The sequence below is a fragment of the Psychrobacter sp. L7 genome (assembly GCF_002810365.1).
GTDB classification, from domain to species: Bacteria; Pseudomonadota; Gammaproteobacteria; order Pseudomonadales; family Moraxellaceae; genus Psychrobacter; species Psychrobacter celer.
Genome location: NZ_NEXR01000010.1, coordinates 230,852 through 247,032, shown reverse-complemented (window position 1 = coordinate 247,032; position 16,181 = coordinate 230,852). Strand labels below are relative to the sequence as shown.

The 16,181-nt window shown below is 47.5% G+C and carries 13 protein-coding genes; 8 read left to right on the top strand and 5 right to left on the bottom strand.

The genetic code is table 11. The annotated features are described in order from the left end of the window. The first annotated feature begins 311 nt into the window (after positions 1-311). From CAP50_RS10735 to CAP50_RS10705, 7 genes are all read left to right on the top strand, one after another. Positions 312-944 (top strand): RlmE family RNA methyltransferase, encoded by a 633-nt coding sequence (locus CAP50_RS10735; protein ID WP_075100456.1) that lies wholly within the window; start codon positions 312-314, stop codon positions 942-944. A gap of 305 nt (positions 945-1,249) precedes the next feature. Further along, a complete protein-coding gene (ftsH, locus tag CAP50_RS10730; protein WP_075100457.1) occupies positions 1,250-3,145 on the top strand; it encodes an ATP-dependent zinc metalloprotease FtsH in 1,896 nt (631 codons plus the stop codon). A 197-nt stretch (positions 3,146-3,342) separates the two neighbouring features. Beyond that, positions 3,343-4,290 (top strand): dihydropteroate synthase, encoded by a 948-nt coding sequence (gene folP / locus CAP50_RS10725; RefSeq protein ID WP_100749985.1) that lies wholly within the window; start codon positions 3,343-3,345, stop codon positions 4,288-4,290. 28 nt (positions 4,291-4,318) lie between these two features. Then, positions 4,319-4,609 (top strand): FAD assembly factor SdhE, encoded by a 291-nt coding sequence (locus CAP50_RS10720; RefSeq protein WP_172953120.1) that lies wholly within the window; start codon positions 4,319-4,321, stop codon positions 4,607-4,609. A 37-nt stretch (positions 4,610-4,646) separates the two neighbouring features. Continuing rightward, the gene (locus CAP50_RS10715) at positions 4,647-5,105 is read left to right on the top strand and encodes a hypothetical protein (protein ID WP_100749984.1); all 459 of its coding nucleotides are present in this window, start codon (positions 4,647-4,649) and stop codon (positions 5,103-5,105) included. A gap of 409 nt (positions 5,106-5,514) precedes the next feature. Continuing rightward, positions 5,515-6,225 carry a YidB family protein gene (locus CAP50_RS10710; protein WP_100749983.1) on the top strand — a complete coding sequence of 237 codons (711 nt, stop codon included), beginning with the start codon at positions 5,515-5,517 and terminating at the stop codon, positions 6,223-6,225. Between the two features lie 227 nt (positions 6,226-6,452). After that, entirely contained in the window at positions 6,453-7,910 is a 1,458-nt protein-coding gene (locus CAP50_RS10705) for an anion permease (protein ID WP_100749982.1), read from the top strand. A 29-nt stretch (positions 7,911-7,939) separates the two neighbouring features. Here CAP50_RS10705 and CAP50_RS10700 read toward each other — a convergent pair whose 3' ends face one another. From CAP50_RS10700 to trmB, 3 genes are all read right to left on the bottom strand, one after another. After that, a complete protein-coding gene (locus CAP50_RS10700) occupies positions 7,940-9,073 on the bottom strand; it encodes a regulatory protein RecX (protein ID WP_100749981.1) in 1,134 nt (377 codons plus the stop codon). A gap of 30 nt (positions 9,074-9,103) precedes the next feature. Next, entirely contained in the window at positions 9,104-10,162 is a 1,059-nt protein-coding gene (gene recA / locus CAP50_RS10695) for a recombinase RecA (protein ID WP_100749980.1), read from the bottom strand. 1,096 nt (positions 10,163-11,258) lie between these two features. Further along, positions 11,259-12,092: a tRNA (guanosine(46)-N7)-methyltransferase TrmB gene (gene trmB, locus CAP50_RS10690; protein WP_100749979.1), complete on the bottom strand. Its 834-nt coding sequence runs from the start codon at positions 12,090-12,092 to the stop codon at positions 11,259-11,261. 275 nt (positions 12,093-12,367) lie between these two features. Between trmB and CAP50_RS10685 the strand changes: the two genes are divergently transcribed. Continuing rightward, positions 12,368-13,297 (top strand): DUF2628 domain-containing protein, encoded by a 930-nt coding sequence (locus CAP50_RS10685; RefSeq protein ID WP_100749978.1) that lies wholly within the window; start codon positions 12,368-12,370, stop codon positions 13,295-13,297. Between the two features lie 110 nt (positions 13,298-13,407). Here CAP50_RS10685 and CAP50_RS10680 read toward each other — a convergent pair whose 3' ends face one another. Together CAP50_RS10680 and CAP50_RS10675 are read right to left on the bottom strand one after the other, a co-directional pair. After that, positions 13,408-15,294, bottom strand: coding sequence for a monovalent cation:proton antiporter-2 (CPA2) family protein (locus CAP50_RS10680; protein WP_075100467.1), 1,887 nt, complete (start codon positions 15,292-15,294; stop codon positions 13,408-13,410). 73 nt (positions 15,295-15,367) lie between these two features. Next, positions 15,368-16,072 (bottom strand): hypothetical protein, encoded by a 705-nt coding sequence (locus CAP50_RS10675; RefSeq protein ID WP_075100468.1) that lies wholly within the window; start codon positions 16,070-16,072, stop codon positions 15,368-15,370. Positions 16,073-16,181 lie beyond the last annotated feature (109 nt).

Below are 16,181 nucleotides of genomic sequence, written 5' to 3'. Positions count from 1 at the left end.
GGTATTGATAAAAATAAAAATATTACCGCCAACGGCAGTGAGTGATCATTATAGATAATCTATGACCAACTTGCATGAGATCGGCGGGATTTTGCACGATTTTACGTGCCGAAAATGTTAAACTGAAGGTTTGACCACATTATAAACGCTACTGCCTTTTAAAACAGTTATTTAACCAAGAGAATTTGATGATTTAAGCGCATTTATAGATAAATCGCCTCATTGGTACTATGTCTTGCGTGCATCAGGCGTTTCAAAGTGTATCGTTAGCAAAGCGCATAAAGTTTTGCAGAGTAATAGGAGCAGGTATTTTGGCCACGCGTATCGAAAACAAAAAATTGTCAAAAAGCAGCAGTGCTTGGATGCAAGAGCATATTGACGACCATTATGTACAAAAGGCCCAAAAAGACGGCTACCGTGCCCGCGCAGCTTATAAGCTCCTAGAAATCAATGAAAAGACCAGCCTAATCAAAAAAGGCATGACGGTTGTGGATTTGGGCAGTGCGCCTGGTAGCTGGTCACAAGTGGCTGGGCAGTTGGTGGGTGATAAAGGTATTTTGATCGCCTCTGATATCTTGCCGATGGATGCGTTGCCAGATGTCACCTTTATCCAAGGTGACTTTCGTGAGGCTGAGGTGTTTGACGCGATTATGGCAGAAGTGGGCGATCGGCAGGTCGATGTGGTGCTATCAGATATGGCGCCCAATACTTCTGGCAATCGCGCGATTGATCAGCCGCGTATGATGTACCTATGCGAGCTGGCGGTCGACTTTGCGCTGGCAACCTTACCCAAAGGTGGCGCGCTTATTATGAAAGTGTTTCAGGGTGAGGGTACACAAGAATTACGTCAGCAGATGCAGCGTGATTTTAGTAAAATCCGTAGCATCAAGCCCGCTGCCTCACGACCACGATCAAAAGAGATGTTTTGGGTGGCGATCAAATAGTTTTAGTTTCAATGAGTTGCTGCTATTGTAAGCGGGAGAGTACGCCATCATAAAAGATGGATACCATGCGTGAAAATCCGCTACAATCGTTAACTGAATAAAAGTGAAACCTGCTTGAATTATGCAGGGGAGCACCACATATCATGGTATATTAACTTTGTTTTAAGCATGAGTTTTAGGCAAAGTCGTCTGATAATAAACGCCCGATACGCTCGTTGAGATTTATATATCGTCAAATGAGCCAAACGTTTATGGACGTCACGTGTTTAGTAAACACACCAATAAGTAAGGGATGGGAATAACTAGTGAGCGACATGGTAAAAAATACCTTATTGTGGCTGGTGGTAATCGGCATTTTGGTGCTGGTGTTTAGCGGCTTTGATCAATCCTCTGAGCCGGATAACCTTAACTACTCTGAGTTTGTGACCGCGGTGTCAGAAAACCAGGTAGCCAGTGTTGAAATCGACGGCGAGCAAATCACCGGTGAAAAGAAAAATGGCTCATCTTTTGAGACCATTAGACCCGCTGTGTCAGACGACGAGCTGATGCCGCTGTTGCGTGAAAATCAGGTTGAAGTTCAAGGAACTGCTCCGAAACGCCAAAGCGTCTTGATGCAATTGCTGATAGCCAGTTTCCCAATTTTATTGATTATTGGTCTGTTTTTATTCTTTATGCGTAATATGCAAGGCGGCGCTGGCGGCAAGGGCGGTGGTCCGATGAGCTTTGGTAAATCAAAAGCCAAAATGCTCACCGAAGACCAAATCAACGTCAATTTTGAGGATGTCGCAGGCTGTGAAGAGGCCAAAGAAGAAGTGGTCGAGGTCGTTGACTTCTTGCGCGATCCAGACAAGTTTACCAAGCTAGGTGCGACCATCCCACGCGGTATCTTGATGGTTGGACCGCCTGGTACGGGTAAGACGCTATTGGCGCGTGCCATCGCTGGTGAAGCCAAAGTACCGTTCTTTTCTATCTCAGGGTCTGACTTTGTCGAGATGTTTGTCGGTGTGGGTGCCTCACGTGTGCGCGATATGTTTGAGCAAGCGAAAAAGAGTGCCCCTTGTATTATCTTTATCGATGAGATCGATGCCGTTGGTCGCCACCGTGGCTCTGGTATGGGCGGCGGTAATGATGAGCGTGAGCAGACATTGAACCAACTATTGGTTGAGATGGACGGCTTTGAAGGTAACGAAGGCGTGATCGTGATTGCCGCGACCAACCGCGCTGATGTACTCGATAAAGCGCTACTGCGTCCAGGCCGTTTTGACCGTCAGGTACAAGTAGGCTTGCCCGATATCAAAGGTCGTGAGCAGATTTTAAAAGTACATTTGCGTAAATTGCCGAATACTATCGGTGTCGATGCCAGCTCTCTTGCGCGTGGTACGCCTGGCTTTAGTGGTGCCCAGCTGGCCAACTTGGTCAACGAAGCGGCACTATTTGCCGCCCGTCGCAACAAAACCAGCGTCGATATGAATGACTTTGAGGACGCAAAAGACAAGCTATATATGGGTCCTGAGCGCAAATCGATGGTGATACGCGAAGAAGAGCGCCGTGCTACTGCTTATCATGAAGCAGGACATGCCTTGGTTGCTGAGCTACTACCAGGTACCGACCCTGTGCATAAAGTAACGATCATGCCGCGCGGATTTGCCCTTGGTGTGACTTGGCAGCTACCTGAGCATGACCAGACCAGCATGTATAAGTCAAAAATGCTCAATGATATTGCTATTTTATTCGGTGGCCGTATTGCTGAAGAAGTCTTTATCAATCAGATGTCAACGGGCGCGTCCAACGACTTTGAGCGTGCTACCAAAATGGCACGAGCGATGGTCACTAAGTATGGTATGTCTGATGCGCTAGGTATCATGGTGTATGAAGATGAAGACAGCTCACAAGGTTATTTTGGCTCTAGCAGCCGTACGATTTCAGAGGCCACACAGCAAAAGGTCGATGAAGAAGTGCGGCGCATGTTAGAAGAGCAATATGATATCGCTCGCGAGCTGATCGAAGCCAACCAAGACAAGATGCATGCGATGGTCGATGCCTTGATGAAGTGGGAAACCATCGATCGGGATCAGTTGCAAGACATTTTGGCAGGTGAAGAGCCACGTCCACCAAGAGTGTATCAGCCCAACGAAGTGAACTTGTCAAAAAATGACGTTAAAACCACGGGTCCGACACCGCCGCCATTACCAGCGATGTAGAGCAAGCAAGTAAAATTGTAAAAGACCGCTGGCAGATCACTGTTTAAGTTAAAAAGCCCTTTTTGATAAAGGGCTTTTTTATGGCTCGTATTTTATTCAGAATTTAGAACCGTATGGGATTTACTGGTATCATAAGCAAACGATCGCCAATACCGATTACCCCTTTTTTAGCTCCTTTTATTGATAATGGATGGCCTATGTCATTGTTTCAGCCTTTACCGACTTATCGCATTCGCAGCCGCAACAAAGTTTTGGATCTATCGCAGCCGCAGGTGATGGGAATATTAAATGTGACGCCAGACTCGTTTTCAGATGGTGGTCAGTTTACCGCGGCAGATAAAGCGCTGCAGCATTGTAAACAGCTGATAAATGAAGGGGCGACGATTATCGATATCGGCGGCGAATCTACCCGTCCAAATGCCGCGCCTGTAGCGACGGATGAAGAAGTGCAGCGTGTGGTGCCAGTGGTGACAGTCATTCGTCAGCAGTTAGGTGAGATGGGTCAGGATATTTGGCTGTCGATCGATACCAGTAGCCCGACGGTGATGCAAGCAGCGTTTGATGCAGGCGCTGATATTTGGAATGATGTACGCGCGCTCAGACGTGAGGGTGCAGCCCAATTAGCAGCAGCACTTGATATACCGGTGATGCTGATGCACATGCGCGGCGAGCCCACGACCATGAATGAGTTGGCGCAATATGACGAGGTAATCGGTGATGTCAGTCGCGAGCTGCTTGCTCGTATTGAAGAGGTGACCTGTGCTGGCGTGAAGCGTGAAAACCTCATCATCGATCCAGGCTTTGGTTTTGCAAAAGATTACGAGCATCATTGTGCACTATTGACCCAGCTTGATAAGTTACAAACGCTTGGTTTGCCATTGATGTTTGGTATCTCGCGTAAGCGTTTTTTGGCACAGGTACTCACTAAGAGCGGTGTACCAGCAGTTGCCACTACGCAAGCGAGCGAGCGCGATGCGATCGGTACGGCGGCTGGATTGTTGGCATTGCAGCAAGGCGCGAGTATCATCCGTACTCATAATGTAGCGATGATGCAGCAAGCGGCCGCGCTCTGGCAGCAATTAACCGAGTATCATCAAACCTCTGTCATTACGACCAACAACCATCACTATCAATCTACTAAATAATGTACCTACTAGCTATGAGGCGTTTCCTATGAGCATATCTGCAAACAAGCAACCTGAGCCAACCAATGAGCAGCGCCGCGTCATCTATCAAGCTCGCCGCGGCCTAAAAGAGCTGGATTTTTATATCGACCCTTACGTCAAGGAACAGTATTTGACCGCAGATGCTGCTGAACAGGCGACCTTTGCCGAAATGCTCACCCACGAAGACCCGGACTTATTGGATTATTTTACCAACCAAAACCGCCCAGAGAGCGACGATATCTGGGCGCTGGTCAATAAAATTAAAACATGGCGTCATACCAAAGAGTTGATGCCCTAATTCGCTATCACACACCTTATGAGATTACCGCGATATCATGGATTCGATAACTGCCCTGCGTATTGATACTGCTATCGAGCCTAGGAGCCGATTGCGTTTGCTGTTATATCTGAGCTTAGCAAGCATCATGATAGGGCTTGGTTTATTAGCGTCTTTGGCGCTTTGGCAGTACGTGCTGGTCTTAGTGGTGACAGCCGCCGTGCTTGGTTATTTGACCGTATCGCGGCCGATCCTGCTACATCTAAGCCAGCCGCCAGTGAGTCAGCGCCTTGATCAATACTGGCAGCTGTTGATGCGTACGGCGCAGGGGGAGGGCTTATGGTTGGCAAATCTACAAGCCATTCACCGTTTTGAGTGGGCGCTCAGTTTTGAATTCGACATCATCGAGCCTTATCATCGTTCGTTGGCCGTGACAGTTTTTCGCGATCAAGTCAGCCCCGAGCAGTGGCGAGAGCTAAATGTTTTGGCCAATATGAGCACGGGCAATACGGTCTAAATACTTATCTTCTTTTCCCTTGGTAGCGATGTACAGGCTTACAAGCGCCTACATGTCATAACAAAATACCTATCTCGATCAGCGAAAAAGCTTGCTATATTAATATCACTATTAATTGACAACTAACTATAGTCGATAGACTTTAAAAGTGTTATAGCGCTACTGGGATGAATTTTTCGCAGCCTCTGGGGACGCAGCACGCAAGTAAAAATTATACCAGTAGCGCGTTTAAACTTATGACAGTTTTGCTTTGAGCTGACTATAACAACACTGTTGTAGAAAGTATGGTTATAAAAGTTATGGTGATAATGTATGTTGTGAGGCAGCGGCGTTAAAAAATGGCTACCGATAAATAACGGCTAAAAAAACAATGTGCTAGACCACGATAATGATAAAAAAGGAGAAAAATATGAGTTTATTAGGGAATTTAGTCAGTCAGGTGGCTCGTCAAGCCATGAATCCTGCCGACGCCCAGCATAACCCAGTCAATCAGCGGGTTGATACAAGGCGGACAGGCGGTCTGGGTGATATCTTAGGAAGCGTGCTGGGAGGCAGTCAGGCAGGTGGCTATAATCCGCGTCAACACGATCGTCAGCCAGATAATGGCTTTGGCCTAGATGATATCATCGACGGTCTTACTGGCGGCGCGCCGCGTGGTGGTGTCAGCGCAGGCGCTGGTGGTTTGGGTGATATCTTAGGAAGCGTACTGGGTGGTCAGCGCAGTCAAAGCGGCTTTGGCGGTAAAGGCATGCTTATCGCCGCGCTTATGCCCATGGTGCTTAGCTGGATCAAGCGTAATGGTGGTCTGAGCGGTGCATTATCCAAAATCACGGGCATGGGCTATGAAAACCAAGCACGCTCTTGGATGAGCAATCAGCAAGACAACGAAAACCTCGATCCAAACGATGTCAATCGGTTGTTTGATGAAAGTGAGATTCAACAAGTGGCAGCGCATACTGGTGCCAACGAAGCCGAGGTGCGCCAAGGCATTGCAGAGCTGCTACCTGAAGTCGTAAATCAGCTTACCCCCAAAGGTAACTTAGATACCGAAGCGGAGGCTAACGAAGAGATTGATCAAATCATCAGCCATTTGTCCAACCGTTTAGGTACTTTACGATAATGGCCCCATGTCTGTGTTATAGCTACCTTTAGCTGTGTAGTCTGCCGCTACTTACGCAGACAGCTGATAGCGGTCAAAAGAGCACGTTTGTGTAGCGTGCTCTTTTTTGTTGTGAGGACTTCAACAATACATGCTACATAGATATGTTAAAAATGGTGAACAAATGCACAATGGTGCTGGTAATCTTATAAGATGAGGGTATCAGCCACTGCATAGGATACTGACGCATGCCGTTTAAGCCGATCCAAGCCGCTATTGCCATCGTCGTAGGTCTTATCATCTGGTTTGTCATTCCTGTACCGATGGGCGTCACCCCTGAAGCATGGCACATGCTGGCTTTATTTATCGCCACCATCGTTGCCATTATTGGTAAAGTGCTACCCATCGGGGCGATAGCGGTCATCGCCGTGACGCTCGTGGCTTTGACGGGTGTGACCAGTGACAGCCCAAAACAAGCCATCAATGATGCGCTCTCTAGCTATTCAAGCCCGCTGATATGGTTGATTGGTATCGCAGTAATGATATCGCGCGGCCTTATCAAGACTGGTCTTGGTCGCCGCATTGCTTATTATTTTATTTCTATCTTTGGCAAAAAAACCATCGGAGTCGCGTACTCATTGACGGCGGCTGAGCTGATGATAGCGCCTATCACGCCGTCGAATACCGCGCGTGGTGGCGGTATTATTCATCCTATTATGAAATCTATCGCCCAAAGCTTTCATTCAACGCCAGAGGAAGGCACGCAAAATAAAATTGGTCGCTATCTGGCAATGGTCAATTACCACGCCAATCCGATTACCTCAGGGATGTTTATCACCGCGACCGCGCCCAACCCTTTAGTGGTAGACCTGGTAAATAAAGCCACAGGCGGCAACATTCAGCTGTCGTGGACAACGTGGGCGGTGGCGATGTTTGTGCCGGGCATTCTGTGCTTGGTGGTGATGCCCTTGGTGATTTATCTGATCTATCCACCTGATGTCAAAGTCACGCCCGACGCTAAAGGTTTTGCAAAAGACAATTTGGCAGACATGGGTAGCATTAGCCGCCAAGAAAAAATCATGCTCGGTGTGTTTGGCCTGATGCTACTACTCTGGGCTAATATACCGGCGCTGCTATTGGGTGAGCAATACAGCGTCGATGCCACGACGACAGCTTTTATCGGTCTGACGACCTTGATATTGACTGGGGTGCTGACGTGGGAGGATATTCTCAAAGAAAAATCTGCTTGGGATACCATCATCTGGTTTGGTGCCTTGATTATGATGGCCGCTTATCTGAATGAGCTTGGCTTGATTCGCTGGTTTTCTGATAATATTGAAGCGATGATTGGTACGACAGGTCTAGGCTGGGTAGGTGCCGTGGCGGTTTTGACGCTGGTGTATTTGTACATTCATTACTTCTTTGCAAGTACGACTGCGCATATTACCGCTTTATTTGCCGCCTTTTATGCCGTCGGGCTGAGCTTAGGAGCGCCGCCCATGCTATATGCGCTGATTTTGGCAGCAGCGGGCAACATTATGATGACCCTCACCCATTATGCGACCGGCACCGCCCCCGTCATCTTTAACTCAGGGTATGTGACCTTAAAAGAGTGGTGGGGCATCGGCGCTATTATGAGTGTGGTCAATCTGGTGATTTGGATAGGGGCAGGTATGATATGGTGGAAAGTGCTTGGCTATTATTAATAGGTATCTGAGTGTTAGATGAGTCACGGTTAAAATCGCTCATCTAATGTCTCAAGTGTGTAGTCAAGGGCGGCAAAGCAGATGTCACTTTTAAAGCCTCTATACTGCAAAAACCGTAATTGACGAGCCTTGTCTTTTGGCTCACGGGGCAAGGTATTGCCGTATTTTTTGGTGCGAGCGGTCACCGCCAGCTTTAGCCAGTCAACGCCTTCGACCAGATTGTCATCACCATCCTCGACAAATTCGCTAAATTCCTCAGACTCTGCATTTGCCATATCGATCAGCTCATCGATGTTGTCTGGCATGACTATTTTTTTTTGATAAAATGCTTGCTTGATGCGGCCGCGACCCCGTCCTTTACGGATGTTTTCACGGATGAGCATGAGGGTGGTGCGGTAATCACTTTGATAGCCTTTTTTCTCAAACTCATCGAGTAAGGCATCAATCTTGTCTGGGTCTTGCTCCTTATCGAGCAGTTTTTGCTTTAGCTCTGCTTTACCGTACTCACGGCGCGACAGATAATAAAAAGCCAGCCAGCGCAGGCGACTCTCTGCCTTGATAGCGTCAATCTCGGCTTGCCTTTGTTCAGGGGTGCGAAGGTACGCTTTTAGAGCAGCAGGTAAGTTGTCCGCTTGCGCGTCTGTATCGTAACGATGGACGGCTTTAGGGCCAAGCAGTGGCGCTGAGCCTTCTGTGCTCTCTAAATAATCTACACCCTCTATACGTGCATCGCTATCAGCGGTGTTGGTAGAGGCGCTATCGTCCGAATGACCATGAATATGATGCTTTACCTCGGCCAGCATCTCTTTGATACTTTGCGCTTTTGGTGGCTGATACGCAGGTGCGTCGTTAGGTTCAGGGCTATAGCTCGCGGCTGGATGAAAGCGTTTTTCACGTCTTTTACGTTTGGCTGTAGACGCTGACTTCTGAGACGTATTTTTATCGACCCGTGCTGCATGAGGCGATCTGAGCGCTTTGGGCGTTTGGGAGGTTTTAGAGGTTTTAGAGGTTTTAGAGGTTTTAGAGGTTTTAGAGGTTTTAGAGGTTTTAGAGGTTTTAGAGGTTTTAGAGGTTTTAGAGGTTTTTTTGAACTTGCTAGTAGGGGCGCTCGCTGAGTCGGCGTCCGATTCAGCGAGTATTTCAGCTAAGGTTTTAATGTTCATAATCAATCATAACGATAAATAAGCGTGCCGTTATTGTACTGGCTCAGGCGCTAGGTTTTCATCTTTTTGAGAGGCGTCAGTGTCTTTGGCGTCTTTTTTGCTACCAAGCTTTTCTTCACGGATCTTATCTTCGATTTCTTGAGCAATACTAGGGTTTTCTTTTAAGAAAAGCACAGAGTTGGCTTTACCCTGACCGATTTTTTCATCGCCATAGCTGTACCAAGAGCCTGCTTTACCCACAGCGCCAATTTCGACACCTAAGTCGATGACCTCTGCTAGGTGATTGGTGCCTTCGCCATAAGTGATTTCAAACTCAGCTTGGCGGAAGGGTGGTGCCATTTTATTTTTGATAACTTTGACACGGGTTTGGTTGCCGATGATTTCATCACCGTTTTTGACCGCCCCGATACGGCGAATATCCATACGTACTGAGGCATAGAATTTCAGCGCATTACCACCGGTTGTGGTTTCTGGGCTACCAAACATCACGCCGATTTTCATACGGATCTGGTTGATAAACACCACCATACAGTTAGAGCGTTTGGCATTACCTGTGATCTTACGCAGCGCTTGACTCATCAAGCGGGCTTGTAGACCCATGTGTGAGTCGCCCATCTCGCCTTCAATCTCAGCGCGCGGCGTGAGTGCGGCGACGGAGTCGACCACGATCATATCGACCGCTCCTGAGCGTACCAGCATATCGGTAATCTCCAACGCCTGCTCACCGTTATCAGGCTGAGAGAGCAGTAGGTCATCTGTATTGACCCCAAGCTTACGCGCATAAACCGGATCAAGCGCATGCTCGGCATCGATAAAGGCACAAGTACCGCCTTGTTTTTGACACTCAGCGATTGCTTGTAGCGTCATGGTGGTTTTACCTGAGCTCTCTGGTCCATAAATCTCAATGATACGGCCTTTTGGCAAGCCGCCAATACCAAGCGCGATATCTAGTCCTAGCGAGCCTGTCGAGACCACATCGGCATCGAGGACTGCAGAGTCATCGCCTAGTTGCATGATGGTATTTTTACCAAATTGTTTTTCGATTTGACCAAGTGCGGCTTTGAGAGCTTTGGCTTTATTGTCGTCCATACTGGATTCCTTGTCTTCAATCATTAGTGTAAAACGATAAATTCGATGATAGATAAAATACGGGTAATAGGAAGGTTACGGGCCATATATACCGACGGCTCCCCAAATGGTAGGCAACGGCCAGTGTCTAGCAAGACGAATAAGATGTCGTATCGATGATGTCGAGAGTGCAATCATTCTACTATACAGTAAAATTAATGACGGATAAAAGTAAATAAAAGTTTGATATAACCCCTTGTGCAAGCAGCGCCTTCTCATTATTAAGGCGTTTGTTCATTTATCTAAGCGTTAGGGATGTATGGTTGATTGGATAAGGATATTATAACAAAATCTAGATAGCATACTAAGGGTGCAGGTATGCTAAACGACATCGGTTGTCGCATGCATATTATTTTTAGAGTTATATAAGTATTGGCAAAATTAGCAAGTATTTTGGATAGGAAAATGGTATTGTTTGTCAATAGGGTTTGCAGTTGTCCACAATATATCTTCGGTAAAAATTCGCTGATTGTGAAACATCGGCTCTGATTTCGATTTTTCTAAAAAATATAAGAAATAAATTTTTAGCTTCTCTCTATAAGCGTAAATTGTTGATTTTTAAAGGTTTTTAAATTGTACAAAAAATGAACGATTTTACCTGACCCTTTAATATATCTAGGGAATTGCTTGTCAAGTTATGACTTATACACAGGGTTATCCACAGCTTATGGGGAGAACTCACCAAGCCCTTGTAACATCAATGTTTGCGCAAATCGCTTGTTACGACTTCTTAAAGATCAAAGCAGATTTTGTGATGTCACGTGTGTGTTTTTCTCAAAAAATTAGTCTGTGTCGCCGATGTTTCACACCATAAAATATTTATTGTTATAAAAATAAAACCGTCAAAATGGTCGCAAGAATCGCTGAGTTGACCGTATGGCAAGCTTTTTATACTTAGTCGGCCGTGTTAAGGCGCGTTTTTATCCGCTGTATCGGTCACATTCCGCCGCGCTCTTGATCATCTTCGCTGGCAAAGCGCCGCGCATAAAAAAGGCGGCTAATCTGTTAGCCGCCTTTATCGCTCTTTATCTAAGAGTAGATTTCTAATCGCTTGGTTTTAGTCTTTGCTATAAATCAAATCCCAGACGCCATGACCACGCGCGATGCCGCGGCGCTCAAATTTGGTCATTGGACGAAAGTCTGGTCTGTCAATAAAGTTGCCTGCACCTGCTTGGTTGGTGAGGCCAGCAAAGTTGTCTAGTACCTCCAGCATCCAAAAAGCATAATGCTCCCAGTCAGTGGCGGTATGAAACCAGCCGCCTTGGGTTAGGCTGCGTGTCACAATCGCCATGCGTTCAGGACTGACAAAGCGGCGCTTATAGTGGCGCTTTTTTTGCCATGGGTCAGGGAAGTACAGCTGAATACGGTCGATATGGTTTTCTGGTAGCTGTTTGAGTAGTTGGATGGCGTCACCATTGATTATTTTGACGTTACGCAAGCCTTGGGTGCCGGCCATATAGGCGCATTTGCCAATGCCTGGCTCATGGACTTCGATGCCGACAAAGTTGCGCGCCGGCTCTGCGGCGGCCATCTCGATGAACGAGTCGCCCAAGCCAAACCCAATCTCTAGGGTCAGCGGTGCGTCACTGCCATTTGGGCTATCGGCAAATAGCGCGCGCAAGTCATGGATGCCAGTTAAGTCGCCATCGCCAAAGCTGTTATTGACCAAATAATCGGCGAACTCGGGCGCAGTCAACGCCAGCTCGGCGTTTTTGTTCATGTGTGTACGTCGTTTCATAAAGGTATTGACGATACGAATGTGTTTGTCCGCGGCAGGCGTGCTTTGGTTGTCATCAACGTCAGCGCTCGCTGTGCCGACGTCGATTAGGGTTTGCTCATCAGTGGTTGGCGTACTGGTGAGATTGTCATTACTATCAGGATGTTGACTCATAAGATGGGCAGTGCTTCATTAGGTGAGTGAGATGGCGTCATTATAAGTGATATTGCTGCGACTGTGAATGTGCAATACGTTTTTAGCGGTTTTATACAGTTGTAGGAGATGAGAATAGATGTGACATCAAAAGTGATAGTAAAGACTATCGAGATGATAAAGGGTATTAAAGTATCGAAAGACGTCAAATCGGTGTACACGGGTTTTCTATACAGGGCAGTTGGCGTTATCATATAATAACGATTGATATTTTTTAAAACTTAGAGCGTACTCTCATGTTATTTATCGAAACGGATTCGCCACCGCCGTTTTATCAAGAACAGCTCACAGCAGCCAAGCGCAGGCAGCTGGACAAATGGTTTATTGGCCATCGTAGCCAGCGTTATTATCTAAAGCGCTTTGAGGAATTTGATGAGCAAGGGTATTTATCGCCCAAATGGCACTGGGCGGCATTTTTCATCACTTTTCCTTGGCTGCTATACCGCAAGCGCTATATGGACGCCATTGTCTATAGTGTGGCGGGTTGGTCGTTTATTCAGCTCAATGTGGCGCTGGTCTTGGTGGCGTTTGAGTTTGTGGCGATGTCTTATGTCCCTGATGCGTATCAGATGGCCACCCGTATCGGTATTGCCGCGGCTATTTGGCTGTTTTGGTCGTTTATGGTGGCGCGCTGGACGGATGCCTATTATTATCGTATGGCGCGTCGTGAGATTGCGGATGCTATCAATGACCATCCGCGTGATGAGGAGGCGCAAAAGGCGCACCTAAAAAAAGAAGGCGGCGTGAGCTTGTTTGGTTTGGGGCTTGGCTTTGGGTTTTTTGCATTTGCGCTACTGGTGATTAAGGTGCAGTTTTTGCCTATCGTTGCCAAACCAAAAGAAAACGCGGTGCTGTTTGATACTTATGATATCGCCAAAAACGCCCAAAACCGGGTGGCGCTGATCTATCAGCAGACTGGGCAGTGTCCTGTGAATCTGCCGCTTAGTACCGAGGATCAGCAGGTGCGCATGCATATCGCAGTCCAAGCGCCAGGGGTGACCAATACCGATTGCGCCATCATTGCGACCATTCAAAACGTCAGCTTTCCAGTGCGCTACCTCAATGATCAGACCTTGGTCTTTTATCATTTGCCAGATAGTGATGATTGGGCTTGCACCAGCTCACTCAATAAAAAACAAGCCCCAAAAAGCTGCCTAGCTGATTGATGCATCGATATCGAAGCAAGGGGGTGCTATCGAGCGTGTATCCCAGTCAATGTCGTCAAAGTCGTCAAGGACAATGTTTTAGAGTGACAATAGTTTATAATGACAGTGCTTTAGGGTTTAGAATCAGCGGCGCTGGCATCTTGGTCATCGACAGGCGTTGCTTGACTCTTTAGTGCCTCATAAAAGTCAGTCAAATCCATCTTGCGCGCTTTATCGATATCTTCATCAAATAGACTCTCAAGCTCTGCCATGGCTGACTGCGCCGACTCGATCAGGCTGGCTTCGTCGCCATAAATGGCTTGCTGGCGCTCAATCAAGTCATCATCGTAATCACGGAATGTCTGCACCGTTTCTCGGGCTTTTTCTGGAGAGATGCCCAGCAGCTGTAGCGACTCGCGCGACATATCTAACGACGACAGGTAAGTCTCGCGCCAAATATGACGTACGCCTACTTCACGCAAGCGATAATAATGCTGACGATCCCGCGCTCGTGCTAAGACGATCATATCGGGGTAGTTTTTGCGCAAATATTGGGCGGTGGTGATAGAGCGCTCCAAATCGTCAATCGCCAATATAAACACCCGTGCTTTTTTGATGCCAGCAGCGCGGAGGATTTCAGGGTTTTTTGGGTCGCCGTAATAGACTTGGTTACCAAATTTACGCACGAAATCAACACGGTTGGCTGAGCGTTCAATGGCGGTAAATTCGATATTGTGCATGCGCAGTACGCGCCCGATAATCTGCCCGACACGGCCAAACCCTGCAATGATGACTTGATGCTCATGATCAGGAATCGCATCGTACTCACGGCTGGGCTTGCTTTTGGCAAATAATGGCTCGCCGATTTTTTCTAGCAATAAAAACGCCAACGGTGTGAGCGCCATAGAGATGGTGACGATGAGGTTTAAGGTGTTGGCAAGCTCAGGGCGCAAGACGTTTTGGGCGCTTGCCACGCTAAAGAGGACAAAGGCAAATTCACCGCCTTGTGCCAGTGTCACGCCTAGCCTAATACTGGTCGGCCAGCGATTGCCTGAGACTTTGGCGATGGCGGTAATCACGGCAAACTTAATCACCATCAGCGCAATGGCGCAGCCAATAATAAAAATAGGCTCCGCTAAGATAAGCTTGACGTCTGTGAGCATGCCAACCGACATAAAAAACAAGCCCAAAAGCAAGCCTTTAAACGGCTCGATACTGGCTTCGAGCTCGTGACGATATTCAGAGTCGGCCAGCAATACGCCCGTCAAAAACGCGCCCAGTGCCATTGATAGACCAATCTGACCCATCAAAATCGACACGCCCATCACAATGAAAAGCGCCACCGCCGTGAGCAGCTCAGAGGCGCCACTGGAGGCCACAAACTTAAAAAATGGACGTACCACATAACGGCTGGCAAAAATCAGACCCGCAAATACGGCAAACACTTTACCAAAATACAGCAGGTCGTAGCTTTGCTCGCGCACCCCTGACAAAAACGGAATGACCGCCAATAAAGGAATGACGGCGATGTCTTGAAACAATAAAATAGTAAAGGCTTCACGGCCATGAGTGCTAGAGAGCTGCTGCTTTTCGGTCAGTATCTGTAAGACAAAAGCGGTGGAGGAGAGTGCAAGGCCAAAACCGACGATAAAGGCAGTATCTAATGCCAAAGAAAAAAACTGGTGCAAAAGCCACATTAGTAGCATGCCAGTGAGGCCAACTTGCAAACCACCGAGGACAAAGATGGAGCGCCGTAGTGCCCAAAGCCGCGATGGTTGTAGCTCAAGGCCAATAATAAACAGCAGCATGACCACGCCAAATTCAGAGAAATGCAGCAAGCTCTCAGCATCACCTGCCACATCCAAGCCGCTCGGCCCCAAAATCAAACCAGTAATGAGATACCCTAAAACTGTCGCGATACCAAATCGTTTACCAAGGGGTACAAACAGCAGCGCTGCTCCTAAAAAGATTGTAGCTTGTAACATCAAATTTGGTGAGCCGGCGGCGGCAGCGAACATCTGGTATCCTTAAATAGTGGCAAGGTCAAAGACATAATAAAAAACGTGGTCAGAAAAACATCAGAAACCTGCGTTATTTTTTGCGGTAAATTTTCCAAACGCCATTGTCGGCGATGGGGTTGTTGTAAGCATCGTTACGGCGTTTACGCGGGGTCTGTCTGCTATCGACGACTTTAAAATCAGGCAACGCATGGACGATAAGACCGGTACGATAAAAGCGTACGCGCTCAGGCTCCATCATCTCACCCTTACTATCGCGGCAAAACACATAAGCACGTAGGTCAATAAACTCACGATGCGCCACTAATCTTGCCTCGTCATCGTTATCAAATACTGCTGACATGCGCGCAGTCTCCTCGGCACTATAATCGCCGCATTTATCAGTCAGGGCACCGACCGAGCCAAAGCTTTTGGATTCTTTGGCTCGGGTTTTGGTCAGATGCAGGCGCTGCACATGATAAATAAACTGCGGTATCTCGAGGCTGGCTGGCAGTGGCAGATAATCAGGCGGTAGGTTGGCTGCAGGATAAAAAGCCATCGCGCGCTCAAGTAGGGGCTGCCAACGCTGCTGGTAGGCCTGCACCTCTGCTAAGTTACCTTCATAAATAGGCATGTCGCGGATCTGACGCAAGATATCAGGTGGAAACTGCTCGTCACGAAACTGAGCAATATCGTCTTGCAGCGTCGATAGCAAAACTTTGGCGTGTTTTTTGCCCTCTTTTGACGTTGGGTTGTCAATATAGTCTGGGGCGACAAAGGGCGCGGAACGTCTAGACATAAGATCACATCGTCAATGAATCGGTTAAAAAAATACAACTCAGTGTATCTGCCATGGCAAATCAATCAGTAAAATGGCAGTTTATAATTATTATAACCATATAAACACC